This is a genomic window from Streptomyces anulatus (genome assembly GCF_014650675.1).
Lineage (GTDB): Bacteria > Actinomycetota > Actinomycetes > Streptomycetales > Streptomycetaceae > Streptomyces > Streptomyces anulatus.
This window is the reverse complement of record NZ_BMVK01000001.1, coordinates 62,526-87,458: the sequence shown is the minus strand read 5'-3', so window position 1 is coordinate 87,458 and position 24,933 is coordinate 62,526. Positions and strand designations below refer to the sequence as shown.

Annotated in this window: 22 protein-coding genes and 1 riboswitch; of the genes, 7 read left to right on the top strand and 15 right to left on the bottom strand. The window is 72.6% G+C overall.

Annotated elements, in window-relative coordinates; all coding sequences use genetic code 11:
- Positions 1–55: 55 nt before the first annotated feature.
- Positions 56–1,114, top strand: coding sequence for an aminotransferase class V-fold PLP-dependent enzyme (locus IE272_RS00400; RefSeq protein WP_190006016.1), 1,059 nt, complete (start codon positions 56–58; stop codon positions 1,112–1,114).
- 16 nt (positions 1,115–1,130) lie between these two features.
- On the opposite strand, the gene IE272_RS00395 is transcribed toward IE272_RS00400, so the two are convergent.
- Complete coding sequence (locus IE272_RS00395; protein WP_190006015.1) at positions 1,131–1,640, bottom strand: MarR family winged helix-turn-helix transcriptional regulator; 510 nt, start codon at positions 1,638–1,640, stop codon at positions 1,131–1,133.
- A 151-nt stretch (positions 1,641–1,791) separates the two neighbouring features.
- Here IE272_RS00395 and IE272_RS00390 point away from each other — a divergent pair, with 151 nt between their 5' ends.
- Positions 1,792–2,862, top strand: a complete 1,071-nt coding sequence (locus IE272_RS00390; RefSeq protein WP_190006014.1) for an alkene reductase — start codon at positions 1,792–1,794, stop codon at positions 2,860–2,862.
- Here IE272_RS00390 and IE272_RS00385 read toward each other — a convergent pair.
- The 6 genes from IE272_RS00385 to IE272_RS00360 form a co-directional block, all read right to left on the bottom strand.
- A complete protein-coding gene (locus tag IE272_RS00385) occupies positions 2,838–3,875 on the bottom strand; it encodes a VOC family protein (RefSeq protein ID WP_050358213.1) in 1,038 nt (345 codons plus the stop codon). The genes IE272_RS00390 and IE272_RS00385 overlap by 25 nt on opposite strands.
- A 100-nt stretch (positions 3,876–3,975) precedes the next feature.
- Positions 3,976–4,869, bottom strand: a complete 894-nt coding sequence (thpD, locus tag IE272_RS00380) for an ectoine hydroxylase (RefSeq protein ID WP_056706218.1) — start codon at positions 4,867–4,869, stop codon at positions 3,976–3,978.
- A 6-nt stretch (positions 4,870–4,875) separates the two neighbouring features.
- Positions 4,876–5,274: an ectoine synthase gene (locus IE272_RS00375; RefSeq protein ID WP_007450483.1), complete on the bottom strand. Its 399-nt coding sequence runs from the start codon at positions 5,272–5,274 to the stop codon at positions 4,876–4,878.
- A gap of 86 nt (positions 5,275–5,360) precedes the next feature.
- Positions 5,361–6,623: a diaminobutyrate--2-oxoglutarate transaminase gene (gene ectB, locus IE272_RS00370; protein ID WP_050358215.1), complete on the bottom strand. Its 1,263-nt coding sequence runs from the start codon at positions 6,621–6,623 to the stop codon at positions 5,361–5,363.
- Between the two features lie 158 nt (positions 6,624–6,781).
- On the bottom strand, positions 6,782–7,312 hold the full coding sequence (gene ectA / locus IE272_RS00365; RefSeq protein WP_056706213.1) for a diaminobutyrate acetyltransferase: 531 nt from the start codon (positions 7,310–7,312) through the stop codon (positions 6,782–6,784).
- Between the two features lie 309 nt (positions 7,313–7,621).
- Positions 7,622–8,728 carry a pyridoxal-phosphate-dependent aminotransferase family protein gene (locus IE272_RS00360; protein WP_190006013.1) on the bottom strand — a complete coding sequence of 369 codons (1,107 nt, stop codon included), beginning with the start codon at positions 8,726–8,728 and terminating at the stop codon, positions 7,622–7,624.
- A gap of 131 nt (positions 8,729–8,859) precedes the next feature.
- Here IE272_RS00360 and IE272_RS00355 point away from each other — a divergent pair, with 131 nt between their 5' ends.
- Both IE272_RS00355 and IE272_RS00350 read left to right on the top strand, forming a co-directional pair.
- On the top strand, positions 8,860–9,960 hold the full coding sequence (locus IE272_RS00355) for an amidohydrolase family protein (protein WP_079044157.1): 1,101 nt from the start codon (positions 8,860–8,862) through the stop codon (positions 9,958–9,960).
- Positions 9,961–10,273: 313 nt separating this feature from the next.
- Positions 10,274–11,356: an SCO1860 family LAETG-anchored protein gene (locus IE272_RS00350; RefSeq protein ID WP_190006012.1), complete on the top strand. Its 1,083-nt coding sequence runs from the start codon at positions 10,274–10,276 to the stop codon at positions 11,354–11,356.
- 67 nt (positions 11,357–11,423) lie between these two features.
- Here IE272_RS00350 and cobC read toward each other — a convergent pair whose 3' ends face one another.
- A complete protein-coding gene (gene cobC, locus IE272_RS00345; protein WP_190006011.1) occupies positions 11,424–13,025 on the bottom strand; it encodes an Rv2231c family histidinol phosphate aminotransferase CobC in 1,602 nt (533 codons plus the stop codon).
- Between the two features lie 160 nt (positions 13,026–13,185).
- On the opposite strand from cobC, the gene IE272_RS00340 reads away from it, so the two are divergent.
- A complete protein-coding gene (locus IE272_RS00340) occupies positions 13,186–13,908 on the top strand; it encodes a ZIP family metal transporter (RefSeq protein ID WP_032794480.1) in 723 nt (240 codons plus the stop codon).
- A gap of 95 nt (positions 13,909–14,003) precedes the next feature.
- Here the strand turns inward: IE272_RS00340 and IE272_RS00335 are convergent, their stop codons facing one another.
- From IE272_RS00335 to IE272_RS00305, 7 genes are all read right to left on the bottom strand, one after another.
- Complete coding sequence (locus IE272_RS00335) at positions 14,004–15,356, bottom strand: cobyrinic acid a,c-diamide synthase CobB (RefSeq protein ID WP_050358220.1); 1,353 nt, start codon at positions 15,354–15,356, stop codon at positions 14,004–14,006.
- Positions 15,350–15,949 (bottom strand): cob(I)yrinic acid a,c-diamide adenosyltransferase, encoded by a 600-nt coding sequence (gene cobO, locus IE272_RS00330; RefSeq protein ID WP_018512216.1) that lies wholly within the window; start codon positions 15,947–15,949, stop codon positions 15,350–15,352. Before cobO ends, IE272_RS00335 begins: the two co-directional genes overlap by 7 nt.
- Complete coding sequence (locus tag IE272_RS00325) at positions 15,949–17,994, bottom strand: putative cobaltochelatase (protein WP_190006010.1); 2,046 nt, start codon at positions 17,992–17,994, stop codon at positions 15,949–15,951. Before IE272_RS00325 ends, cobO begins: the two co-directional genes overlap by 1 nt.
- The gene (locus IE272_RS00320; protein WP_190006009.1) at positions 17,991–19,742 is read right to left on the bottom strand and encodes a cobyric acid synthase; all 1,752 of its coding nucleotides are present in this window, start codon (positions 19,740–19,742) and stop codon (positions 17,991–17,993) included. Before IE272_RS00320 ends, IE272_RS00325 begins: the two co-directional genes overlap by 4 nt.
- A 40-nt stretch (positions 19,743–19,782) precedes the next feature.
- Positions 19,783–20,763: a cobalamin biosynthesis protein gene (locus tag IE272_RS00315; protein WP_190006008.1), complete on the bottom strand. Its 981-nt coding sequence runs from the start codon at positions 20,761–20,763 to the stop codon at positions 19,783–19,785.
- Positions 20,764–20,901: 138 nt separating this feature from the next.
- Positions 20,902–21,031: riboswitch (cobalamin riboswitch) on the bottom strand.
- Positions 21,032–21,182: 151 nt separating this feature from the next.
- A complete protein-coding gene (locus IE272_RS00310; protein WP_007459487.1) occupies positions 21,183–21,413 on the bottom strand; it encodes a hypothetical protein in 231 nt (76 codons plus the stop codon).
- A gap of 12 nt (positions 21,414–21,425) precedes the next feature.
- On the bottom strand, positions 21,426–22,685 hold the full coding sequence (locus IE272_RS00305; protein WP_050358225.1) for an inorganic phosphate transporter: 1,260 nt from the start codon (positions 22,683–22,685) through the stop codon (positions 21,426–21,428).
- Positions 22,686–22,962: 277 nt separating this feature from the next.
- Here IE272_RS00305 and IE272_RS00300 point away from each other — a divergent pair, with 277 nt between their 5' ends.
- Complete coding sequence (locus IE272_RS00300; RefSeq protein WP_190006007.1) at positions 22,963–23,622, top strand: class II aldolase/adducin family protein; 660 nt, start codon at positions 22,963–22,965, stop codon at positions 23,620–23,622.
- A gap of 65 nt (positions 23,623–23,687) precedes the next feature.
- Positions 23,688–24,815: an alpha/beta hydrolase gene (locus IE272_RS00295; RefSeq protein WP_057661860.1), complete on the top strand. Its 1,128-nt coding sequence runs from the start codon at positions 23,688–23,690 to the stop codon at positions 24,813–24,815.
- The last annotated feature ends 118 nt before the right edge of the window (positions 24,816–24,933 follow it).

Sequence of the window (24,933 nt, the reverse complement as noted above, 5' to 3'; positions counted from 1 at the left end):
GTCCCCTTGACTCTTCGTGATTGACTTTGGGTCAAGGGGGCTTCAGGGTGGACGTATGACGATCCTTGCGCCCATCCGAGCGGCAGCCGTTGAATTCGCGCCCGAGGTCACCTACCTCAACACCTCCAGCTGGGGCCTGCTGCCCCGCCGGACGATCGCCGCCGTCAAGGCCCTGGCCGACGAGAACGCCGCCGGGCGCCGGGTGGGGGCGGGCAGCTTCGACGCGGTGGAGGCCGCCCGGGCCGGCTTCGCCCGGCTCGCCGGGGTCCGTTCGGACCGGGTCGCCACCGGCAGTTCCGTCACCGTCCACGTCGGTCTGATCGCTGCTTCACTGCCGCCGGGCGCCGAAGTCCTCTGCCCCGAGGGCGAGTTCTCCTCCGTGGTCAGCCCGTTCGCGCTCCGCGGTGATCTGCGCATGCGGTACGCGCCGCTCGACGGCCTCGCCGCGGCCGTGCGTCCCTCGACCTCTCTCGTCGCCTTCTCCGCCGTGCAGTCGGCCGACGGCCGGGTGGCCGACCTCGCCGCCGTCCGCGCGGCCGCCGCGGCGCACGGGGCCCGGACCCTGCTGGACGGCACCCAGGCGGCGGGCTGGTTCCCGCTGGAGGCGGGGGCGTACGACTACACCGTCACCGGCGGCTTCAAGTTCCTGCTCTGTCCGCGCGGTACGTCGTTCCTGACCGTCACCGAGGAGGCGCAGGACACCCTGCCGCCCCTCTTCGCCGGCTGGGTCTCCGCCGGTGCTCCCTGGACGAGCAACTACGGCCCGCTGGAGCGCCTCGCCCCCACCGCCCGCGGCTTCGACGAGCCGCCCGCCTTCCTCTCGTACCACGGGGCCGAACACTCTCTGGACCTGCTCGCCGAGGTGGGTGCCGACGCCCTGTACGCGCACGCCACCGGGCTCGCGGCCCGGCTGCGGGCGGGGCTGACGAAGCTCGGGCACGCGACGGTTCCCGGGGAGTCGGCGATCGTCTCCGTGCCGGGTCTGGAGGGCCGTCAGCCCGACCTGGTGGAGGCCGGTGTCGCCGTCTCGGCCCCGGCCGGGAATCTGCGGATCTCCTGCCACCTCTACAACACCGAGGCCGATGTGGACCGGGTGCTGGAGGTCCTGGCCTGATCCGTACGGGTGCGGTTCAGCACCCGTCCGGGCGGCAGTCCGCGGTCTCCCGGCAGAGGTTCTCCTCGACCTTCGCCAGCAGCCGGACCAGCTCCGCGCGCTCGGCCGGGTCGAGGCCCGCGAGCGTGTGCTCCTCCAGGCTGCCCCAGGCGTCCCGGACCGCCGTGTGCAGCGCGCAGCTCTCGTCCGTCGCCTCGACCAGCACGGCCCGCCGGTCGGCCGGGTCGGGGCGGCGGCGCACATGTCCGGTCTGCTCCAGCCGCTGGAGCATCTTCGTGACCGTGGACGGGTCCAGGTCCAGGGCCCTGATCAGCTCCGTCTGACGGACCGCGCCCCGGTCCCACAGATGCATCATCAGCAACTCCTGCCCCGGGTAGAGGTCCACCCCCTTGAGCGCCTTGCCCGCCGCCGTCCGGTGCAGCCGGGCCACCCGGGACACGGCGTGGCTGACGGGCCCGCTGAGCGCCGCCATGGGCAGCGCGTTCGTACAGGCGTCTTCCGCGGGGGTGGCGCGGCCGGTGGTCATGGCGGGCTCCTGGGGTCCTCGGGGGTGCAGGCGGCGGCTTTCGATGATGCCCGACGGTTTCCCGCAACTTTACCTTGGTCGACCAATCAATGGGTTACAGTTGCCGCTGTCGCCGATGCTTGGTCGACCACATACTTTCTTGGGAGCCCTCATGACCACCGCTTTCGACCCGATCGACCTGTCCGGCGCCCAGCTGGCCAACCGCATCGCGCTGGCCCCGATGACCCGCAGCCGGGCCGGTGAGGGCGGTACCGCCACCGAGCTCACCGCCACGTACTACGCCCAGCGCGCCTCGGCCGGCCTCGTGATCACCGAAGGCATCCAGCCGTCCGTCGTGGGCCAGGGCTACCCCACCACGCCGGGTCTGCACAGCGCCGAACAGGTCGCCTCCTGGCGCAAGGTCACCGACGCGGTGCACGCCGAGGGCGGCCGGATCTTCGCCCAGATCATGCACGCGGGCCGCATCGGCCACCCGGTCCTCCTGCCGGACGGCCTCGTCCCCGTCAGCGCCTCCCCGGTCAAGGCCGAGGGACAGGTCTACACCCACGTCGGGCCGAAGGACTTCGTCGAGCCGCGCGAGCTGACGGACGCCGAGATCCACGCGACCGTCGCCGACTTCACCACCGCCTCCCGCAACGCCGTGGAAGCCGGATTCGACGGGGTCGAGCTGCACGGCGCCAACGGCTATCTCATCCAGCAGTTCCTGGCCCCCAACACCAACCGGCGCACCGACGCGTGGGGCGGCTCCGACGAGGCCCGCATCCGCTTCGCCGTCGAGGTCGTCAAGGCCGTCGCCGCCGAGATCGGCCCGGAGCGCACCGCACTGCGCATCTCGCCCGGCAACCCGTACAACGACATCGACGAGCCCGCTCCGGAGGCCACGTACACCGCGCTGGTGCAGGCGATCGAGCCGCTCGGCATCGCCTACCTGCACATCCTGGAGGCCGCCCCGATCCGGGAGCTGACCCTCGCCCTGCGCAAGGCCTTCTCCGGGGCCGTCGTCCTCAACGTGCACTCCGATGGCGCCACCGGACCCGGTGACCACACGGTGATCGACGACGGCATCGCCGACCTGATCTCCTACGGGGCGCTCTTCCTCGCCAACCCGGACCTGCCCGCCCGGCTGAAGGCGGGCGGCCCGTTCAACACCCCCGACCCGTCGACCTTCTTCGGCGGCGACGCCAAGGGCTACACCGACTACCCGGCGCTCGACTCCGTCTGAGCGTCCTCGCGCGGCCTCCCGTCCCACCGCCACGAGGTACGGCGCGGGTGGTCCGGCAGCTCGGCGCGGCCGGTGGCCCACAAAAGGACGGTCCACCGGTCGCCGCCCGCCGGGGCGTCCGGGAAGAGCCGGGCCAGCACCCGGTCGCAGAGGGCCGGGGACGGCGACCAGTCCAGCCCCAGGCCCTCGGCGAGGTCGTACGTGTGCACCAGGGTCTCCACCACGCCCATCGCGGCGAAGCCCTCCGGGTCGGAGATCCCGTACCCGTGGTACGAGCGCACCTCGGGCGGCGTCGTCCGCGCCATCGAGGCCAGCAGCGCCCCGCTCGCCTCCAGCGTGGCCAGCAGCCCGGCGGGACCGGCATCACGGTCGGCGAAGACCGCGTTGTAGGGCCCGCCCTGCCGTTCGGGCGCCCACCGGTAGGGCACGTCCCGGTCCAGCGGAGGCGTACGGGGTCCCAACTGCACGGCGTAAGCGAACAGATCGTCGCTCAGGTGCTCCACCGTCTCCCAGCAGGTCCAGTCGAGGCTTCCCGCGGGCGCGTCCCAGCGGTCCGCCGGGGCTCCGGCCAGCACGTCCACCGCGAGCCGCACCGCCGAGGTCACATCGTCGGCGGTCACCGGCAGCCGGGTCCCGGTGAGCGCCGCCCGCTCGGCGGCGGAGCACTCCACACAGAACTCGTTGCCCTCGGGATCGGCGAGTGTCGCCCAGCCGCGCCCGTTCGGCCTGCGGTGGTCGCCCACCAGGGTCGCGCCGAGCGCGAGCAGCCGCTCCACCTCCTCGTCCCGGGAGCGGTCCTGCGGCTGGATGTCCAGATGGACGCGGTTCTTGGTCTGCTTCTTCTCGTCCACCCGGACGAAGAGGATCGCCGCGCCGGGAGCCTCGACCAGAGCCTCCGGATCGCCGGGGAAGTCCTCGTCGGAGAGCGGCGCGCCGAGCACCTGGGCCCAGAAGCCGCCGAGCGCGTAGGCATCGGCGCAGTCGATCGTGATGTGACGTACATGGGAAGTCATGGCGGACACCCTCTCCGCTGACCCGGCCCCGGTCCAGCGAGTTACCCGGGAAGGGCCGGGACGGCGTACCCGTCCCGGTCCTCCCCGCCCGTGCGGCCCGCTACTTCACCGGGGTGAAGTCCCGCGCCCCGATGAACTCGGGGCGGCGGATCGGAGCCGCGAAGGGCTCCTGCGCCGCGTTCTCCACGCTGTTGAAGACGATGAAGACGTTGCTGCGCGCGTACGGGGTGATGTTGTCGCCCGAGCCGTGCATGGCGTTGCAGTCGAACCAGGTCGCCGAACCGGCCCTGCCCGTGAAGAGCCTGATGCCGTGGCGGTCGGCCATCTTCGTCAGCGCCTCGTCGGACGGGGTGCCGGCGTCCTGCATCTGGAGCGACTTCTTGTAGTTGTCCTTCGGCGTCTCGCCCGCACAGCCGAGGAATGTCTTGTGCGAACCGGGCATGATCATCAGCCCGCCGTTGGTGTCGAAGTTCTCGGTCAGCGCGATCGACACGGACACCGTCCGCATGTTCGGCAGACCGTCCTCCGCGTGCCAGGTCTCGAAGTCCGAGTGCCAATAGAAGCCCGTGGCCCCGAAGCCCGGCTTCACGTTGATCCGGGACTGGTGGACGTACACGTCCGAGCCGAGGATCTGGCGGGCCCGGCCCACCACCCGCTCGTCGCGGACCAGACCGGCGAAGACCTCGCTGATCCGGTGGACCTCGAAGACGGACCGTACGTTCTGCGACTGCTTCTCGACGATCGAGCGCTCGTCGGCGCGGACCGCCGGGTCGGAGATCAGCCGGTTCAGCTCCGCCTGGTAGACGGCGACCTCGTCCGGGGCGATGAGCTGGTCGACGGTGAGGAAGCCGTCGTGCTCGTATCCCTGGAGGTCCTTGGCGGCGACCGGACCCGGTGCGCCCGGCGCGGACCAGATGACCGGGTCCTGGCGGGGAGTGGTCATCTCGGCGGCGCCGCGCGAGGGGTACAGATCGGCGCGTACTTCGGTGGTCATGGTGGTTCAGGCCTCCTCGGTCAGCAGTGGGTAGACACCGTTCTCGTCATGGTCCTCCCGTCCCGTGACGGGGGGGTTGAAGACACACACGCAGCGGAAGTCGGTCTTGGGCCGCATGGTGTGCCGCTCATGCCCGTCCAGCAGGTACATGGTGCCCGGCGTGATCCAGTGCGTCTCGCCGGTCTCGTCGTTGGTGAGCTCGGCCTCGCCCTCGGTGCACAGCACCGCCTCGATGTGGTTCGCGTACCACATGGAGGTCTCCGTGCCCGCGTACAGCACGGTCTCGTGGAGCGAGAAGCCCACCTTCTCCTTGGCGAGCACGATGCGCTTGCTCTCCCAGGTGCCGGATGCCGCCTTCACATGCCGGTCGGTGTTCTCGATGTCACTGAACGATCGGACGATCACGGTGAGCGGTTGCCTTTCTCTCTGTACAGCGTCCCGGGCCTCGCGGCCCGGGACCTCTCTTCTCCGCCTGCCCCGGCAGTGCCGGGTCAGGCCGTTTCGCGGACGCAGCGGGCCAGCGTGCGCAGGCCCTCGTCCAGCTCTTCGGGGGTGATGGTCAGCGGCGGCAGCAGCTTGACGACCTCGCTCTGCGGGCCCGAGGTCTCCAGGAGGAGCCCCAGCTCGAAGGCGCGGGCGCAGACCGCCGAGGCGCGCGCCTTGTCCTCGAACTCCATGCCCCACACCAGGCCCCGGCCGCGGAACTGCGCGGTCGGCTCCTCGGCGCAGATGGCGAGCAGGGTCTGTTCGACCTGTTCGCCGCGGGCGAGGGTCTGCTTCTCCATCTGGCCGTCGGCCCAGTAGGCGTCGAGCACGGCGGCGGCCGTGACGAAGGCCGGGTTGTTGCCGCGGAAGGTGCCGTTGTGCTCGCCGGGCTCCCAGATGTCCAGCTCGGGCTTGAAGAGGCAGAGGGACATGGGCAGGCCGTAGCCGCTGATGGACTTGGAGAGCGTGACGATGTCCGGGACGATGCCGGCCTCCTCGAAGGAGAAGAAGCCGCCGGTGCGGCCGCAGCCCATCTGGATGTCGTCGACGATCAGCAGCATGTCCTGGCGGTGGCAGAGCTCCTGGAGCGCGCGCAGCCACTCGGCGCGGGCGACGTTGATGCCGCCCTCGCCCTGGACGGTCTCCACGATCACCGCTGCGGGCTTGTTGAGTCCGGAGCCCTGGTCCTCCAGCAGTCGCTCGAACCAGAGGAAGTCGGGGACCGTGCCGTCGAAGTAGTTGTCGAACGGCATCGGGGTGCCGTGGACCAGCGGGATACCGGCCCCGGCCCGCTTGAACGCGTTCCCGGTCACCGCGAGCGAGCCCAGCGACATGCCGTGGAAGGCGTTGGTGAACGAGACGACCGACTCGCGGCCCTTGACCTTGCGGGCCAGCTTCAGCGCCGACTCGACGGCGTTGGTGCCGGTCGGGCCGGGGAACATCACCTTGTACGGCAGATCGCGCGGCCGCAGGATCACGTTCTGGAACGTCTCCAGGAACGCCCGCTTGGCGGTGGTCGCCATGTCCAGGCCGTGGGTGATGCCGTCGCGCTCGATGTAGTCGATCAGCGCTCGTTTCAGCACCGGGTTGTTGTGGCCGTAGTTGAGCGAGCCGGCCCCGGCGAAGAAGTCCAGGTAGGAGTGGCCGTCCTCGTCGGTCAGCCGGGCGCCCTGCGCGCGGTCGAACACGGCGGGCCAGCCGCGGCAGTAGCTCCGTACCTCGGACTCCAGGGTCTCGAAGACGCTCAGGGCGGGCGGGGTGATGGTCACAGCGGATCTCCTGCGTGAGGGGGGTGTGACGGGCAGTGGTCGAGTGCTCCCCGCCGCACGGGTGCGGCCGGGACCGCGCCGAGTGGTCGGTCGGCGCGATAAGTCAGGGGGATCCGGCGTACGGGTCGGGTACGCCGGGGTGCGGTGGCCGGGGCGGCTCAGGTGGCGAACGGGCCTATCCGGTAGAGCACCTCGGGCAGGTGCGTCTCTTCGGGGAACAGCTCGCCGTCGAAGAGCACTTCCTTCTCCAGCGCGACGTCGTGGCGCTGGGCGTAGGACGTGAACAGCCGGTCGGAGGCGGTGTTGTCCGGCGTGATCGTCGTCTCCACGGACGACAGGCCCTGGTCGGCGGCGACCCGGGCGGTCAGTGCGTCCAGCAGTGCGGCGGCCAGCCCCTTGCCGCGGTGGGCCTGGTCGACGGCCACCTGCCAGACGACGAGGGTCTGGGGGCGGTCGGGCCTGACGTAGCCCGTCACGAAGGCGATGGGCTCGCCGTTCTCGCCACGGGCGACGGCGGAGGTCGCGGCGAAGTCACGGCACCACAGCAGGTAGCTGTACGAGGAGTTCAGGTCCAGGACCTGGGAGTCGCGGGCTATGCGCCAGATCGCGGCTCCGTCCTCCACTCGTGGCGCATCGATACTGAGGAATTCGCTTCGGGCACGGGCAAAATCTGCTGGTGCGGCGGTCATGCGAATTGAATTTACCCAGCAAATTTCGAAATTGCATCGACGTAGAGGGTTGGGTGGGGGGCTCCTTTGTGTTATCAGGCGTGCGCGAGGTTCCCGGTGATTCAGGTGCATTTTCCTGCGCTTTGTCCTGAATTTTTCGGGCATAACGCCGACCCTGTGGAGTCGGTCACAGGGTTGTAACTCTCGCGAGATGTGTCCGAATCATGAAGTTCGCGGCCAGAAAAAACTGGCCCGTTTAGGTGACGGGAAAGCGGGCAGAAGAATGTGGGAAGCTGCTTTTCAATAAAGCAGCTTTCCGCATGAGGAATATCAGAGGCTCGGCCAGGTTTCCGAAACAGCCCTACGGGCAGCCTCGATATCGACCCGCCGGCCGGCATCGGTCAGCACCGCCCCCAGAGCCGCGAGCGAGGACAGCACCGCGCCCCGCGTCGCATCCGCCCCGTAATGGTTGACCCGGATCATCTCCTTGGACAGCGCCCCACCGCCCGCGACGAGCGGCAGCGCGGGGTCCGCCGCCAGCGCCGCCGCGACCAGCGCGGCCGCGTCCGTCCCCGCCGGGGCGCGCAGCGTCGTCGCCACCGGGGCCGCGTCCCGCGCCTCGTGGACGTACGGCTCCAGCCCGCCGCCCAGGGCCACCGCACCGGCCCGGGTGGCCGCGGCGGCCGAGGCGTGGCGGGCCGTCACCGTGTCCAGGCCCTCGTCCTCGATCCGCGCCACGCAGGCCTCCAGGCCCAGCATCTCCAACTGCGCCGGGGCGTGCGGCAGCGCCGTACGGCCGCCGTCGATCCAGCGCTCCTTCCAGTCCAGGAGGGAGAGGTAGGAGCGGCGCGGGGCGGCCGGGTTGGCGGCGATCCGCTCCCAGGCCCGCGCGCTCACCGACACCGCCGACACCCCGGCGGGCCCGCCCATGGCCTTCTGCGCGCCGATCACGCACAGGTCGACGCCCCAGGCGTCCGGCAGCAGCGGCTCGGCGCCCACCGAGGCGACCGCGTCCAGCATGAACAGCGCGCCGTGCGCCCTGACCACCTCGCCGATCTCCGCGATTGGGTTGGTGTTGCCGGTCGCCGCCTCCGCGTGCACCAGCGAGACGAAGTCGATCTCCGGGTGCTCGGCGAGCGCCTCGGCGACCTGGTCGGCGGTGACCGCGGCGTGGAAGGGCACCGTGAGGTCGACGACCTCCGCGCCGCAGTCCCGCAGCCAGTTGCCGAAGGTCTGCCCGTACGGTCCGGTGACCACGTTCAGCGCGGTCGAGCCGGGCCGTGCGCCGCCGCGGATGCAGCCCTCCAGCGGCAGCAGCGCCTCGCCCTGGGTGATGACGACGTCCTGCTCCGTGGCGAGGAGCCGGGCCACGCGCCGCTCGATCGCCGCGAAGTGGCCGGCGGTGAGCGGGGGGAGGTCGAGGAAGGGGTGCGTCACGGTGGGGCTCTCTTCGGGGTCGTTCGCGGGTCCATGGGCAGGCGCCGGTGAAACGTTCCCGCCTTCCGGGCGGGCGGCGGGAACGTCCACGGGCCCCAGCAGCCTACCGACGGCCTCGTACAGTGCCGCGTATGAGTGATCAGGAGGAGCAGCGGGTGCTGCGGGTGAAGGGCCGGGTGCTCGTCGGCCCGGACGAGGTGCGGGACGAACTGTGGGCCGTGGGCGGGCGGATCACCTACGAGCGGCCGCCCGGCGCCGACCGCGCGGTGACGGTCAGGGGGTGGGCGCTGCCCGGACTGGTCGACGCGCACTGCCATGTGGGCCTGGACCGGCACGGCCCGGTCGACGCGGCGACCGCCGAGAAGCAGGCGCTCACCGACCGGGAGGCCGGAACCCTGCTGATCCGGGACGCGGGATCGCCCTCCGACACCCGGTGGATCGACGACCGCGAGGACCTTCCGAAGATCATCAGGGCCGGCCGCCACATCGCCAGGACCCGCCGCTACATCCGCAACTACGCCCATGAGATCGAACCCGGCGACCTCGTCGCGTACGTGGCCCGGGAGGCCCGGCGCGGGGACGGCTGGGTCAAGCTGGTGGGGGACTGGATCGACCGCGACGCCGGGGACCTGACCGCCTGCTGGCCGCGCGGCGAGGTCGAGGCGGCCATCGCCGAGGCGCACCGGCTCGGCGCCCGCGTCACCGCGCACTGTTTCGCCGAGGAGTCGCTCACCGACCTGGTGGAGGCGGGCATCGACTGTATCGAGCACGCCACCGGCCTCACCGAGGACACCATCCCGCTCTTCGCCGAGCGGGGGGTGGCGATCGTCCCGACGCTGGTCAACATCGCCACGTTCCCCGATCTCGCGGCGGGCGGCGAGGCCAGGTTCCCCCGCTGGTCGGCGCATATGCGGCAGCTGTACGACCGCCGCTACGACACCGTGCGCGCCGCGTACGACGCCGGGATCCCCGTCTACGTCGGCACCGACGCGGGCGGCTCCCTGGCGCACGGGCTGGTCGCGGGCGAGGTCGCCGAACTCGTCAAGGCGGGCATCCCGCCCCTGGAGGCCCTCTCCGCCACCGCGTGGGGGGCCAGGCGCTGGCTGGGGCGGCCCGCGCTGGAGGAGGGCGCTCCGGCGGACCTGGTCGTGTACGACGAGGACCCGCGCGCGGACGTCCGGGTGCTGGCGGCGCCTCGCCACATCGTGCTGAACGGGCGGGTCATCGGCTGAGGGCGGCGCGGTGCCGTGTTGACGAGCAGTGACGGATACGGTCCCGGACTCGTTGATGCACCTCTGCGCATGCTCCGGCGCGAGCGCGCTCTGTACGGCTCGCGCCGGGTGAAACGAGTGACATCAGCGAACGCACGTGCCGAAAGATTCGAATATGCGCGCGGAAACCCCCCTTTGGGGTGAACTCACGCCAGGTATCCGCCAGTTCACCCTCAGTGCGTAAAGATTCACGGAGTCGAGGCCGTCGGCGCAGGCGATGTCCCCCATTGGACTGTGCCGGCGGCTCCATGTCTCTTGTGGGGGTTCCACCATCTTGAACAGCAACACCTTCCGTCTCGCCGCCCTGGCGGTCGCCGCCGGACCCGTCGCCCTGCTTGCCGCCGTCCCCGCGCACGCAGCCCCGGCGACGCCCACCACCGGCGGCGAGGGCAGGGCGAGCGCGGTCGTGCTCCGTACCGGGCTCGACGTCTCGCTCCTCAACAAGTCCGTCCAGGTGCCCCTCAAGGTCACGCTCAACGAGGTGCAGGCCCCGGCCAGCGCCGAGAAGACCGCGCTCAGCGTGAACGTGGACGGAGTGGAGGGCGGGGCCCCGGTCAGCGTCCTGCGCGCCGACGTGGCCACCGCGAACGCCACGGTGGACGAGCACAGGGCCGAGGGTTACACCAACCTGGCGAAGGCCAGGATCCATGTGCCCGGACTGCCGGTGCTCTCGCTCATCGAGGTCGAGAAGGTCACCTCCAAGGCGGTCTGCGAGGTCGGCAGGAAGCCCGTCGCCGAGTCGAACGTGCTCGGCCATGTCGCAGTGCTCGGCAAGAAGGTGACGCTCTCCGCGGGCGGACCGACCCGGGTGGCGGTGCCGGGCGTCGGCGAGGTCTCCCTCGACCTGTCGAAGACGGTCACCACCGAGCGTACGGCGGCCGCTACGGCGCTCCAGCTCAAGGTGTCCGTCAACCCGCTGAACCTCAACGTCGCCGAGGTGGAGGGCGAGGTCACCCTCGCCGAGGCGACCTGCGAGACCCCGAAGGGGCCGAAGACCCCCGAGAAGCCGGGCTCCACGGACGGCGGTTCCACGGGCGGCTCCACGGACGGCGGTTCCACGGGCGGCTCCACGGACGGCGGTTCCACGGGCGGCTCCACGGACGGCGGTTCCACCGACGGCGGTTCGACGGGCGGCGGTGGGGACACCGGCGGCGACCAGGGAGACGGCGGCACGAGCGGCGGCGACGTGAAGACGCAGACCGGCTCCGACACCGGCACCGCCCCCACCGGGGCCAACCTCGCCGAGACCGGCGGCAGCTCCACCACCCCGTACATCGCGGGCGGAGCGGCCCTGCTGCTGGCCGTCGGCGCGGGCGCGACGGTGCTGGCGCGCAGGCGCGCCGGCAGCCAGGGCTGATACGCGCCGGGGGCGGCGTCCGTCGTACGGACACCGCCCCCGGCACGCCCGGCCGGAGGGACGACCCTCAGCGCCCGGATCTCGCGGGCAGCGCCTGCACGGCCTGGTCCAGGGCCTGGAGGAAACGATTGGTCGTGGCCCGGTCGCGGACCGCGAGCCGCAGCCACTGCGGCCCCAGACCCGGGAACGTGTCCCCGCGCCGGGCCGCGAAGCCCAGCAGCCGCAGCCGCTCCCGGACCTCCGCCGCCCGCTCCAGACGCACCAGGACGAACGGCCCCCGGGCCGCCTCCACCACCTCCACCTCGCTGAACTCGGCCAGCCCGGCGAGCAGATGGGCCCGGTCCACCGTGATCCGGTCCGCCGCCTCGGCCGCCTCCACCAGCGCCCGCGGCTCCATGCACGCCTCCGCCGCCGCCAGCGCCGGGGACGACACCGGCCACAGCGGCTGCGCCTCGGACAGCAGCGCCACGGTCTCCGGAGCGGCCAGGACATAACCGATCCGCAGCCCGGCGAGCCCCCACGTCTTGGTGAGGCTGCGCAGCACCACGAGCCCCGGGACGTCCGTCCGGTCGCACAGCGCCTCACGCTCGCCCGGCACGACGTCCATGAACGCCTCGTCGACCACCAGCGTCCGCCCGGGCCGCGCCAACCGCTCCAGCAGCGCCGCCGGATGCAGCACGGACGTAGGGTTCGTCGGGTTGCCGATCACCACGAGGTCCGCCTCCTCGGGCACCGCCTCCGGATCGAGCCGGAAGCCGTCCTCGGCACGCAGCAGCACCCGCCCCACCCCGTGCCCTGCCGCCCGCAGAGCCGCCTCCGGTTCCGTGAACTGAGGATGCACCACGACCGGACGACGGGCCGGAAGAGCACGGGCGATCAGGACGAACGCCTCGGCCGCGCCCGCCGTCAGCAGCACCCGCTCCACCGGCAGCCCGTGCCGGCCGGCGACGGCGGCGCGGGCCGAGGACCCGTCCGGGTAGGCGGCCAGCGAAGTGAGCGACGCGGCTATCCGCTCGCGCAGCCACTCCGGGGGAGTGTGGGTACGGACGTTCACGGCGAGATCGGTCAGATTCTCGCCGCGCACCTCCGCGTCGCCGTGGTGGCGCAGGTCGGGGCCTGCGCTCTCGATGTTCCGCGTGGGGGGATTCATGGCAGCCATGGTGAACGGGCGGGAGCCCCCCGTCACCGGTGAGGTGGAAGTTTTCCTCCCGGAAACCTCGAAAGTCCCGACGACGGCCGGAAACCGGCGGGCCACCGCACAGGTCGCCATCCCCCTGCCGGCGGCCTTCCCGCCCGGGGCGCGGGTCTTCGGCACCACCAGTTCGTCCGCCTCGATCAACGCCGCCGCCTCCGCGACCGACGGAGTCCCCACCGCCGCACCCACCGCGCCCGAGGGGTGCGGCACGCGGACCGCGGCCAGCGCCCCGGCCGGATGGGTCCGCACCGGCACCCCCAGCCGGGCCGCCGCCCCCACGATCCCCGGCTCGTCCCCCTTGGCGTCGACCGTCGCCACCTCCAGCACGTCCGCCGCGTCCAGCCCCGCCCCGCTCAACACCGCCTCGATCAGGGCGAACACCACATCCCCGGGGACGCCCCGGCGCGCGCCGACCCCCACCACCAGACTGCGGGCCCCGGACTCCGGTCCGGTACCGACGGATGCTCCGGTCATCGGCGGAGTCCTGCCTTTCAGATCAAACGTCTCGGTGGTGCAGGGGAGGAGGCGGGGCCGTTCCGTATACGGAAACGGGCGGCGGGAGAGGCGTGGTGGACGCCGCCGGTAAGGACACCCTGAGATGCGGAGAGAGGGCCCGATCGGCTAGCAAGGCCCCATGGCGGTGTTCGTCGCGCTCGGCGCGTTCCTGATGACTCTGGCCGGCGGCTGGGTCGCACAACGCGTCACCGACCGCCGTCACCTGGTGCTCGGCCTCGCGGGCGGCCTGATGCTCGGCGTGGTCGGACTCGACCTCCTGCCGGAGGCGATCGAGGCCGCGGGCACACCGGTGTTCGGGGTGCCCGCCGCCCTGCTGCTGTTCGTCGGCGGCTTCCTGGCGGCCCATCTGGTCGAGGGACTGCTCGCCGTACGCCAGGTGGCACACGGGGCGAGCGGCGAACGCGTCCCGCAGGTGGGGCTGACGGCGGCCGCCGCGATGGTCGGGCACAGCTTCATGGACGGCATCGCGCTCGGCGCCGCCTTCCAGGTCAGCGGCTCCATGGGCGTGGCCGTCGCGCTGGCGGTGATCAGTCATGACTTCGCCGACGGATTCAACACGTACACCCTCACCAGTCTTTACGGGAACGCCCGCCGCAAGGCGCTCCTGATGCTGTTCGCGGCCGCCGCGGCACCGGTCGTGGGCGCCGCGACGACGCTGCTGTTCACCCTTCCGGAGGAACTGCTCGGCGGCTATCTCGGCTTCTTCGGCGGAGCGCTGCTCTACCTGGCCGCTGCGGAGATCCTTCCCGAGGCGCACCACACCCATCCCACCCGCTCCACCCTTCTCTGCACCATCGGGGGCGTGGGCTTCATCTGGCTGGTCGTCGGCATCGCGGAGTGAGCCCCGCGTACGCCCGAGCGCTTCGTCACGAAGGACACGCCCCCTGGACCGCGGTTCACCGCGCTGGACCGTGGTTCACCGCGCTGGACCGTGGTTCACCGCGCCCGACAGTGCTCGACGAACCGCCGGGCCACTCCGGGCGACGCGGCCCAGTGGGTGTGCAGATAGCTCGCGTGCACGCCCCGCTGGACGTACCCCTCGACCCGCCGCTCCGGCTGGTGCATGCCCCAGGCGGGCGTGGTCCCCGCCCCCGGCTCCAGCACCGTGCGATGGAACTCATGACCGCGCATCCGGGTCCCCGCCACCGCCAGCGCACTGTCCGACACGGCCACCGCTTGCCGGTACCCGAGCGTGAGGCGCTCGGACATCCGGGCCTCGGCGTCCAGCACCCCGCACATGGGCTTCCCGTCCAGCTCCCGCGCCAGATACAGCAGCCCCGCGCACTCGGCCGCCACCGGGGCGCCGCTCAGGGCCAGTTCCGTGACCGCCCGCCGCAACGGCTCGTTGGCGGAGAGCTCGGGGGCGTACATCTCCGGGAACCCGCCGCCGATCACGAGCCCCGCCGTACCCACCGGCAGCTTCTCGTCCCGCAGCGGGTCGAAGACCACGACCTCCGCGCCGGCCGCCGTCAGCAGCTCGGCGTGCTCCGCGTACGCGAAGGTGAACGCCGCCCCGCCGGCCACGGCCACGACGGGCCGCACGGAACCGGTGACCGAGGCGGGCGGCGGCTCCCACGCCGCGTCCGGCAGGGCCGGAGCGGTCCGGGCCAGCGCCATCAGCGCGTCCAGGTCGCACCCGGCGCGCACCCGCTCACCCATCGCCGCCACGGCGTCCACGGCCTCGGACCCCCGCTCGGCCACCGGGACCAGCCCCAGATGGCGCGAGGGCGTCGCCACCTGCGGGGCCCGGCGCAGCACGCCCAGGACCGGCAGCCCCGACTCGTCCAACGCGTCCCGCAGCAGCGCCTCGTGCCGGTCGGAGGCCACCTTGTTCAGGATCACCCCGCCGATCCGGACCTCGGGGTCCCAGGAGGCGAACCCGTGCACCAGGGCCGCCACCGAACGGGACTGCGAGGAGGCGTCCACCACCAGCACCACGGGGGCGCGCAGCAGCTTCGCCACCTGCGCGGTGGACGCCAGCTCCCCCTGGCCCGAGGCGCCGTCGTACAGCCCCATCACGCCCTCGACCACGGCGAGGTCGCACCCCGCCGACCCGTGCGCGAACAGCGGGGCGATCAGATCCGTCCCGCACATGTACGCGTCGAGATTGCGGCCGGGGCGTCCCGTCGCCAGCGAGTGATAGCCCGGATCGATGTAGTCCGGCCCCACCTTGTGCGGGGAGACGGCGAGCCCGCGCGCGGCGAAGGCGGCCATCAGGCCGGTGGCGACGGTGGTCTTGCCGCTGTTGGAGGCCGGAGCGGCGATGACCAGACGGGGCGTACTCACCACTCGATGCCCCTCTGGCCCTTCTGCCCCGCGTCCATCGGGTGCTTGACCTTCGACATGTCGGTCACCAGGTCGGCGGCCTCGATCAGCGCGTCCGGTGCGTTGCGGCCGGTGATCACCACATGCTGGGTGCCGGGCCGGTTCCGCATCACCTCGACGACCTCGTCGGTGTCGATCCAGCCCCAGTGCATCGGGTACGCGAACTCGTCGAGCACGTACAGCTTGTACGTCTCGGCCGCCAGGTCGCGCTTGACCTGCTCCCAGCCCTCGCGGGCCTTCTCCTCGTTGTCCAGCTGACCGTCGCGCTGGACCCAGGACCAGCCCTCGCCCATCTTGTGCCAGTCGACGGTGCCGCCCTCGCCGCTCGCTCCGAGGACCTTCAGCGCGTTCTCCTCGCCGACCTTCCACTTCGCGGACTTCACGAACTGGAACACCCCGATCGGCCAGCCCTGGTTCCAGGCCCGCAGCGCGAGCCCGAAGGCGGCGGTCGACTTGCCCTTGCCGATACCCGTGTGGACGAAGAGGAGCGGACGGTTGCGCCGCTGACGGGTGGTGAGCCCGTCGTCCGGCACCGATGTCGGCTGTCCCTGCGGCATTAAGCGGCCCTCCCGGCTGCGGTGACGTCCTTGACGAGCCCGGCGATCGAGTCGGCCCGCAGCTCGTCGAGCGTGACGGCGGTGCCTCCCAGTTCCCGGGCGAGTTCCCCGGCGAGACCGAGGCGTACGTACCCCGACTCGCAGTCCACGACGACGGATGCCGTCCCCTCCGAGCGGTGCAGCCGGCCGGCCCGGCCCGCGAGCGCCACCGGCTCCGGCCCGCCGGTCGCCCGGCCGTCCGTCACCACGACGAGCAGGGGCCGCCGCGACGGATCGCGCAGCCGCTCCACCCGCAGCACGTCGTGCGCCTTGAGCAGACCGGCGGCCAGCGGGGTGCGGCCCCCGGTTGGCAGCGACTCCAGCCGGGAGGCGGCCGCGTCCACGGACGAGGTCGGCGGCAGCGCCACCTCCGCCTCCTTGCCCCGGAAGGTGACCAGGCCGACCTTGTCCCGCCGCTGGTAGGCGTCCAGCAGCAGCGACAGCACGGCCCCCTTGACCGCGCTCATCCGCTGCCGCGCCGCCATCGAGCCCGACGCGTCCACGACGAACAGCACGAGGTTGCCCTCCCGCCCCTCCCGGGTCGCCTGCCGCAGATCGTCCCGGCGCACCACGAGCCCCCGCCCGGAACGCCCGCGCGCCCGCTGGTGCGGGGCGGCGGCCTGCACGGTCGCGGCCAGGTGCAGCTTGGTCAGCGCCCCCTGCGGGCGGCGGGCGCCGGTGGTGCGCCCGTGCTCGGTACGGGCCCGGGAGCGCCGCCCCGCAGCGCCCTCGCCGAGCCCCGGCACGCTGAGCATCTTCGTCCGGAACGGCTCGGCGGACGCCACCGGCTGCTGCTCGGCCCCGGTGGACCGGCCGGGCGCGTCGGGGCTGCCCTCGGGGGCCTGTGACGGCGTGTCGCCACTCTCGCCCCGGGGCGGCGTATGGTCCCCGTCGGCCTGCGGCGGCACACCGCCACCACCGCCGCCACCGCCGTCATCGTCCCCACCCCCGTCGGGATCGGGATCGGGCCGGTCGTCACCGTCGTTGTTCTCCTGCGGACCGGCCTCGTCCAGGGTCTGGTCGAGCTTGTCCTCGTCCAGGCCGGGCGCGTCGAACGGGTTGCGGCGACGCCGGTGGGGGAGCGCGAGGAGAGCGGCCTGCCGCACATCGTCGGCGGTGACCTCCTCGCGGCCCGCCCAGGCGGCGAGCGCGGTCGCGGTACGGGCCATCACGATGTCGGCCCGCATCCCGTCGACCTCGAACGCGGCGCAGGTCGCGGCGATCTGCCGCAACACGCCGTCACCGAGCACGACGCGGGGCAGCAGGGCGCGCGCGGCGGCGATGCGCTCCCGCAGGGCGCTCTCCTCCCCGGCCCAGCGCGCGGCGAACCCCTCGGGGTCGTCGTCGTACGCGAGCCGTCGCCGCACGACCTCGACCCGCTCGTCGGTGTCCCGGGACGCGGCCACCTCGACGGTCAGCCCGAACCGGTCCAGCAACTGCGGCCGCAGCTCGCCCTCTTCCGGGTTCATCGTCCCGACCAGCAGGAACCGTGCCGCGTGCCGTACGGAGACGCCCTCGCGCTCGACGTACGAGGCGCCCATGGCCGCCGCGTCCAGCAGCAGGTCCACCAGGTGGTCGTGGAGCAGGTTGACCTCGTCGACGTACAGGATCCCGCGGTGCGCGTCGGCCAGCAGCCCCGGCTCGAACGCCTTCACGCCCTCCGACAGCGCCCGCTCGATGTCCAGCGCTCCCACGAGCCGGTCCTCGGACGCGCCGACGGGCAGCTCCACGGTCCGCGCGGCCCGCGACACACCGGCGGCCTCCGCGTGCGGCCCGTCGGGACACGCCGGATCGGGGGAGACGGGATCACAGGAGAACCGGCACCCCGGAACGACGGAGACCTCCGGCACGAGCGCGGCGAGCGCCCGCACGGCGGTGGACTTGGCGGTCCCCTTCTCGCCCCGCACGAGCACCCCGCCGACAGCCGGACTGACCGCGTTCAGCAACAGCCCGAGCCGAAGGTCGTCCTGACCGACGATCGCGGTGAAGGGATACGGCGTACTCACTTGGCCTCCTGGTCGACATGAACAACAGCTGCTTCCCCGAGCCCTTGGGGCGTTGCCTCAGCGGACCCGGCAACATCAAGCTCCTGGGGCGTTGGCCCGGCACAATCAAGCCCCTGGCCCCTTGACCCGGTGGGCCCGGCGGACCCGGCAAATCCAAGCTCCTCCGGCGATTGAGGAGCGGGGTCCGGGGCAGCGCCCCGGCTCTCCGGAGCACCCGCACCCGCACCCGCACCCGCGCCCAACGGCGGCGCCCCCGGCGGCACGAACGGCAACCCCACAGGCGCACCCCCCTCGATCAACCGCCACAACGCATCCGTGTCCGCGTGCTCCTCCACCAGATCCCCCAGCCGATCCAGCTGCTCCTCCCGCAACACCCCGAAACTCGTGTCCGGCGCCGGCACGAACCGCCGCCCGGCGGCCCGGGCCACCTCCACCAGGAACCGTCGCCGAAACGCGTCGCTCTCCAGCGACCCGTGCCAGTGCGTCCCCCACACCGCCCCCACCCGGCACCCGTCCAGGAACGGCTCCCCGCCCCGCACATCGGCCACCCCGTGGTGGATCTCGTACCCCTCCACCGGCTCGCCCAGTGCCGAACCGACCGGCCGCGCCAGCGTCTTGTCCCGGTCGAAGCGCACCCGCACCGGCAGCAGCCCCAGCCCGTCCACGACCCCCGCCCGCGACTCCACCTCGTCCTCGATCCGCTCACCGAGCACCTGGAACCCGCCGCAGATCCCCAGCACCGGCCGGCCCTCCGCCGCCCGTCGTACCAGTGCGTCCGCGAGCCCGCGCTCACGCAGCCAGGCCAGCGCCTTCACCGTGCCGCGCGTCCCCGGCACGATCACCAGGTCCGCGTCGGCCAGCTCCTCCGCCCGGTCCACGAACCGCACGACGACGCCCGGTTCGGCGGCCAGCGCGTCCACGTCCGTGAAGTTGGACATCAGCGGCACCGCGCAGACCGCGACCCGCAGCACGTCCTCCCCATGGGGCGGCGCCACGACCGACTCCCGCACCGCACCGCGCAGGGACACCCGCAGGCCGTCCTCCTCGTCGATGCCGAGCCCATGGGCGTACGGCAGCACCCCGTACGTCCGCCGCCCGGTCAGCCCGTACAGCATGTCGAGCCCCGGCTCCAGCAACGAGACGTCGCCCCGGAACTTGTTCACCAGATAGCCCGCGACCAGGGCCTGGTCCTCCGCGCTCAGCAGCGCCGTCGTCCCGAAGAACGACGCGAAGACCCCGCCCCGATCGATGTCCCCGACGACCAGCACGGGGAAGCGGGCGGCCCGCGCGATCCCCATGTTCACGATGTCGGTGCGCCGGAGGTTGATCTCGGCGGGGGAACCCGCCCCCTCGCAGATCACCGCGTCGTACGTCGACCGCAGCTCCTCCAGGCACTCCGTGACCGTGCCGAGCAGCGCCTCCTGCCGGCCTCCGTGGTACCCCCGGGCGCTCATCTCGCCGACCGGCTTCCCCATCAGGACCACCTGGCTGGACCGGTCACTGCCGGGCTTCAGCAGCACCGGGTTCATCAGGGCCGTCGGCTCCACCCGGGCGGCCTGCGCCTGCATCGCCTGGGCCCGCCCGATCTCCGCGCCCTCCCGGGTCACGAAGGAGTTCAGGGACATGTTCTGGGCCTTGAAGGGCGCGACCTTCACGCCCCGGCGCACCAGCCAGCGGCAGATGCCCGCCGTGACGACGCTCTTGCCCGCGTCCGATGTGGTCCCCGCGACCAGCAGTCCGCCGCTCATGCCCGCTCCCGTTCCCGTACCGCGTTCCGTGCCGGACCGTTCATGGCCGTCCCCGCTTCCGCCCCGCGACCGTCCGGCCCGCGGCCATCCGCCCCGCGATCATCCGGCCCGCCACGCACACACCCAGGGCCAGCGTGCTCACCCGGCGCGACAGCCGTACCGCACGTTCGATGTCCGCGCTCCGCACATCCCGCCCGGACTCCCCGTTCAGCACCGGCCGGTGCTCGACGCGCCCCGCGTACGCCAGCGTCCCGCCCAGCCGTACGCCGAGCGCCCCCGCGAACGCGGCCTCCACCGGCCCCGCGTTCGGGCTCGGGTGACGCCCCGCGTCCGCCCTCCAGGCGCGTACGGCCTCCCGGGGCCGCCCGCCGCCCGCCACGGCCAGCGCGGCCGTCAGACGGGCGCCGGGCCACCCGGCGAGGTCGTCCAGGCGGGCCGAGGCCCAGCCGTAACGTCGGTAGCGGGGCGACTTGTGGCCGACCATCGCGTCGAGCGTGTTCACGGCCCGGAAGCCGACGAGCCCCGGCACCCCGCCGATCGCCCCCCACACCAGTGCGCCGACGACGGCGTCCGAGGTGTTCTCGGCGACCGACTCGACGACCGCGCGGGCGATGCCCGGACCGTCCAGGGAGTGCGGATCGCGCCCGCACAGATGCGGCAGCCGCTCCCGTGCCACCTCCAGGTCCCCGGCGGCCAGGGCGCCGCCGATGGCGCGGGCCTCCCGGCCCAGCGACGTACCTCCGACGACGGACCAGGCGGTGGCGGCGGTCAGCGCGACGGCGAGCGCGGGGTGTCCCCGGACGGCGCGGGCGGCCAGCGCGGCGGCCCCCACGGCGCCTCCGGCGCACACGAGGGTGTGCAGGGCGCCCGCGCCCCGGTCGTCACGCCACAGGAGGGATTCGGCCCGCGCGGCCGCGCGGCCGAATCCGGCGACGGGGTGGCCCCGCCGGGGATCGCCGAGCAGGGCGTCGGCGATCAGCCCGGCCGTGGCGCCGTACGCGAAGACGCGGTCGGCACGCACGGCTCAGCCCGTCGCGGGGAGAGGTGTTCCGGAATGAGAACGAGGGGGCAGGGGCGCAGGAAGCGGCGCACGGCAGCCGGGCATGGCGTATGTCCTCACTCAGGGTCCGCGCCCTGGTTCGACGTGACCGGCGACGAGAGTCTCCTGGCTTCCGGATCCGCAGTTCCCCCGGCCTTCCAGCCCGCGTCCCGCGGGCCGTGACGTCCGGTGTGGGGGAGTGCTCCCCGGTGACAGTGGCGGGACCGCGCCGGATTCGCACCGGCTTCCTCTGCTGTCGCCGTAAATGGCTCCGGCAGTCCACCACGCCCCGCGAACAACCGTCAACTCGCTGTTGACCTGCGAGGCTCCACTGTGCGCAGACGCACATCGGGCCGGACACACGAGGGTGTGTCCGGCCCGAAGGAGTGCGGGGTACGGGGTCAGGCGACGATCAGGTAGATCCCGTACGAGACCGCCGCGACGCACAGCGCGAAGCAGGCGTACGCGCCGGTGCGCGCCAGTGCTGCCGACCCGCCGGAGGCGCTGCCCCCGGCCGTGGCGGACTGCTTGGAGAGGGCGACGATGCCCACGGTGAAGACGCCGACCAGCGCGACGGTGACCACGAGGCTGACACCGAACACGGAGGCGAGAGCTGCCCAGTCGATTTTCATGCGGATCTTTCCTTACACCTTGGCCGGCGGCCGGGCCGGGTCGTCGGGCGACGAGGCCGGGGCCGGGATGGTGGTCGAGAGGTCGGAGGCCGGGCCGCCGACGGGCGGCGGCTGGACCGCGGCCATGGCGGTGGTGACGACGCCCTGGGGCTCGTCGTCGCCCGTGTCGTTGACGTTGGTGTGGTCGACCGGCTGGCGGCGCGAGGCCACCCAGATCGCGAACGAACCGCCCACCAGGATGACCGCCGTGACGGCGATGCCCCAGGGGCCCTGCTTCGTGAGGAACTCGGCGCCCGCGCCGACCAGGCCCGCGGCCGGGAGCGTCAGGCCCCAGGCGATGAACATCCGGGTGGCGGTGGACCAGCGGACCACACCGCCCTTGCGGCCGAGGCCCGCGCCCATCACGGCCCCGGAGCAGGACTGCGTGGTGGAGAGCGAGAAGCCGAGGTGCGAGGAGGCCAGGATGACGGTCGCCGCACTGGTCTGGGCGGCGAAGCCCTGCGGCGGCTGGAGGTCGGTCAGGCCCTTGCCCATGGTGCGGATGATGCGCCAGCCGCCGAGGTAGGTGCCGAGCGCGATGGCCACACCGGCGGAGACGATGACCCACAGCGGCGGGTTGGAGCCGGGGGCGAGGACGCCGCCGGTGACCAGGGCCAGCGTGATGATGCCCATCGTCTTCTGGGCGTCGTTGGTGCCGTGGGCGAGCGAGACGAGACCGGCGGAGGCGATCTGTCCGGCCCGGTAGCCCTTGGCCGTCGACTTCAGCTGGCCCTCGTCGGTGACGTTCCGGTTGATCCGGTACGTCAGTCGCGTGGCCAGCATCGCGGCGAGGCCGGCGACCAGCGGGGCGGCGATCGCCGGGAGCAGCACCTTGGTGACGACGGTGCCGCCGTTGATCGAGGACCAGCCGGCCGACATGACCGCGGCGCCGATCAGACCGCCGAACAGGGCGTGGGAGGAGCTGGAGGGCAGACCGACCAGCCAGGTCAGGAGATTCCACAGGATGGCGCCGACGAGCGCCGCGAAGATGACCTCGGTTCTGAGGCCGTCCTCGTTGACAATCCCGCCGGAGATCGTCTTGGCGACCTCCACCGACAGGAACGCGCCGATCAGGTTGAGAACGGCGGACATCGCCACCGCTGTCTTGGGCTTCAGGGCGCCGGTCGAGATGGTCGTCGCCATCGCGTTGGCGGTGTCGTGGAAACCGTTCGTGAAATCGAACACGAGAGCTGTCACGACCACAATCGCAAGCAGCAGCGTGATGTGTTCCATTTACCCAGGCAATCGTTCGACGTCAGTGGCACGTGGACCGTAGGCAACCTGGATGAACGGAAGATGAACTGAGCAGGGCGTTGCGGTGACCCCAAACGGAGTGGGTTCCCTCCGCTTGTGTTCGGGAGGGGCTGCGCTGCGCCTGTGGGGTGGGGCGTGGACCGCCCTTTGCCACTAGTTGGCGAACATTTTGAACGGCTGTTCGGCACCCGGAAGAGACCTCCGTCACCTCCCCCGTGACGTTCCGGTTGCGCGTCCCGCCCCCTACGCTCGCCCCATGAGCGAGCAACACCCGGAATCCGTCGGCCGGATCTGGCTGGACGTCGTCGCGACCGCCCGTCGCAGCGCGGCGGACGGCCTGGTCGTCGGCACCTCGGGCAATGTGTCGGCCCGCGTCGGCGACCTGGTCCTGGTCACGCCCAGCGGGGTGCCCTACGACCGGCTGGGCCCCCGGGACGTGGTCGGCGTCGACCTGGAAGGCCGCCAGGTACTCGGCGACCTCGGGCCGACCAGCGAACTCCCCCTCCACCTGGCGGTCTACCGCTCCACCGCCGCCGCCGCCGTGGTCCACACGCACGCCGTGCACGCCACCGCCGTCTCCACCCTCGTCACCGAGGTGCCGCTGGTCCACTACGCGGCCGCGATCCTCGGCGGTCCCGTCCGCACCGCCGCCTACGCCCGCTACGGCACCCCGGAACTGGCCGAGGCCATGCTCGGGGCCCTGGAGGGCCGCACCGGCTGTCTGCTCGCCAACCACGGCACCGTCACCTACGGCGACACGCTCGACCAGGCCTACGAGCGCACCGCCCAACTGGAGTGGCTCTGCCGGCTCTGGCTCACCGCGAGCTCCGTGCCCGGCCGCACCCCGGCCCTGCTCGACGCGGCCCAGCTGGACGAGGTGACGGAGGCGCTCAAGGGATACGGCCAGCCCGGCTGACCCGCGACCGCCCCGGACGGCCCCGTCCGCTGGCAGCGCGCCTCCGGCCCCACGACACTGGAGCGGTGCGCCCGGTAACCGCGACGGCAACGGCCGTCACCACGATCCTCGGCGTCGGCGCGACAGCGGTCGCGGCCGGCCGGTACGCCAGCGACGTCGCCCTCAAGGCGACGCCCGGACGTCCCCTCCCCGCCGACCGCAGACTCACCGTGCACGCCACGGCGGCCGGGCAGGTCACCCTGACCCGGTCCTTCTCGGCGCTCAGGCCCGGCACCTACGGCCTGTCCGGACCCGGCGTCCACGCGGTCGTCGGGCCCGTCGTCGAAGGGGCCTCCCAGGCCGCCGACACCGTCGTCCGCAGGCTGGAGAACGTCGGCCGGGGAGTCCTCGAACCGGGCGTGAAAGTGCGGCTCACCCCCGCGCTGTACAGCGGCGACCCGGGCAGCGACCTCGGTCTGGATTACCAGGAGGTCGAGATCCCCGGCGAGCTGGGAGCCCTGCCCGCCTGGTACGTCCCCGGCGCGCGCGACACCTGGGTCATCACCGTGCACGGTCTCGGCACCACCCGGGCCCACCCCATGAACCTGATGGGATTCCTGCGCGAACAGCGCTTCCCCGTGCTCGACCTCGCCTACCGGGGCGACCCCGGAGCCCCCCGCCCCGCGGACGGACTCGGCCACTTCGGCGCCTCCGAGTGGCGCGACCTCGACGCCGCCCTCCGCTGGGCGCTGCGCGGCGGGGCCCGCAACGTGATCGTCCACGGCTGGTCGACCGGCGCCACCATGGCCCTGTACGCCGCGGTCGAGTCCCCGCTCCGCGACCGGATCAGCGGCCTCGTCCTCGACTCCCCGGTGCTGGACTGGCCGGTCACCCTGCGCGCCCTGGCGGCGGCCCGCGGCGTCCCGGCCGCCCTGCTGCCGCTCGCCGTCCGCGCCGCCCAGGGCAGGACCGGGATGAACGGCGCCCCGGTGCTGGAGACCTCGGTGCCGGCCTCCCTGCGCACCCCGACCCTGATCCTGCACGGCCCGGACGACACGATCGCCCCCTGGGGCGCCTCCCGCGAGCTCGCCGCCCGCCGTCCGGACCTGGTCAGCCTCCACGCCGTGACGCAGGCTCCGCATGCGTCGATGTGGAACGCCGGACCGGCCCGTTACGAGGAGACCCTGCGACGCTTCCTCACGCCCCTGATGTGAGCCGATGGGGTGAACTCTCCCGCTTGCCGACGCACCGGGGGAACCTTTCCCGTACCGGTGAAACGCCTTCCGTTTGGGCTTTCGGGCCGTCAGGAGCAAGACTGCTCCCGTGACGTCC

What these genes read in the sequence shown, in the direction of transcription:
- IE272_RS00400 (WP_190006016.1), top strand. Translation starts at nt 56, where the DNA reads ATGACGATCCTTGCGCCCATCCGAGCGGCAGCCGTTGAATTCGCGCCC.
- IE272_RS00395 (WP_190006015.1), bottom strand. Translation starts at nt 1,640, where the DNA reads ATGACCACCGGCCGCGCCACCCCCGCGGAAGACGCCTGTACGAACGCG.
- IE272_RS00390 (WP_190006014.1), top strand. Translation starts at nt 1,792, where the DNA reads ATGACCACCGCTTTCGACCCGATCGACCTGTCCGGCGCCCAGCTGGCC.
- IE272_RS00385 (WP_050358213.1), bottom strand. Translation starts at nt 3,875, where the DNA reads ATGACTTCCCATGTACGTCACATCACGATCGACTGCGCCGATGCCTAC.
- thpD (WP_056706218.1), bottom strand. Translation starts at nt 4,869, where the DNA reads ATGACCACCGAAGTACGCGCCGATCTGTACCCCTCGCGCGGCGCCGCC.
- ectA (WP_056706213.1), bottom strand. Translation starts at nt 7,312, where the DNA reads ATGACCGCCGCACCAGCAGATTTTGCCCGTGCCCGAAGCGAATTCCTC.
- IE272_RS00355 (WP_079044157.1), top strand. Translation starts at nt 8,860, where the DNA reads ATGAGTGATCAGGAGGAGCAGCGGGTGCTGCGGGTGAAGGGCCGGGTG.
- cobC (WP_190006011.1), bottom strand. Translation starts at nt 13,025, where the DNA reads ATGACCGGAGCATCCGTCGGTACCGGACCGGAGTCCGGGGCCCGCAGT.
- IE272_RS00340 (WP_032794480.1), top strand. Translation starts at nt 13,186, where the DNA reads ATGGCGGTGTTCGTCGCGCTCGGCGCGTTCCTGATGACTCTGGCCGGC.
- cobO (WP_018512216.1), bottom strand. Translation starts at nt 15,949, where the DNA reads ATGCCGCAGGGACAGCCGACATCGGTGCCGGACGACGGGCTCACCACC.
- IE272_RS00320 (WP_190006009.1), bottom strand. Translation starts at nt 19,742, where the DNA reads ATGAGCGGCGGACTGCTGGTCGCGGGGACCACATCGGACGCGGGCAAG.
- IE272_RS00310 (WP_007459487.1), bottom strand. Translation starts at nt 21,413, where the DNA reads ATGAAAATCGACTGGGCAGCTCTCGCCTCCGTGTTCGGTGTCAGCCTC.
- IE272_RS00305 (WP_050358225.1), bottom strand. Translation starts at nt 22,685, where the DNA reads ATGGAACACATCACGCTGCTGCTTGCGATTGTGGTCGTGACAGCTCTC.
- IE272_RS00300 (WP_190006007.1), top strand. Translation starts at nt 22,963, where the DNA reads ATGAGCGAGCAACACCCGGAATCCGTCGGCCGGATCTGGCTGGACGTC.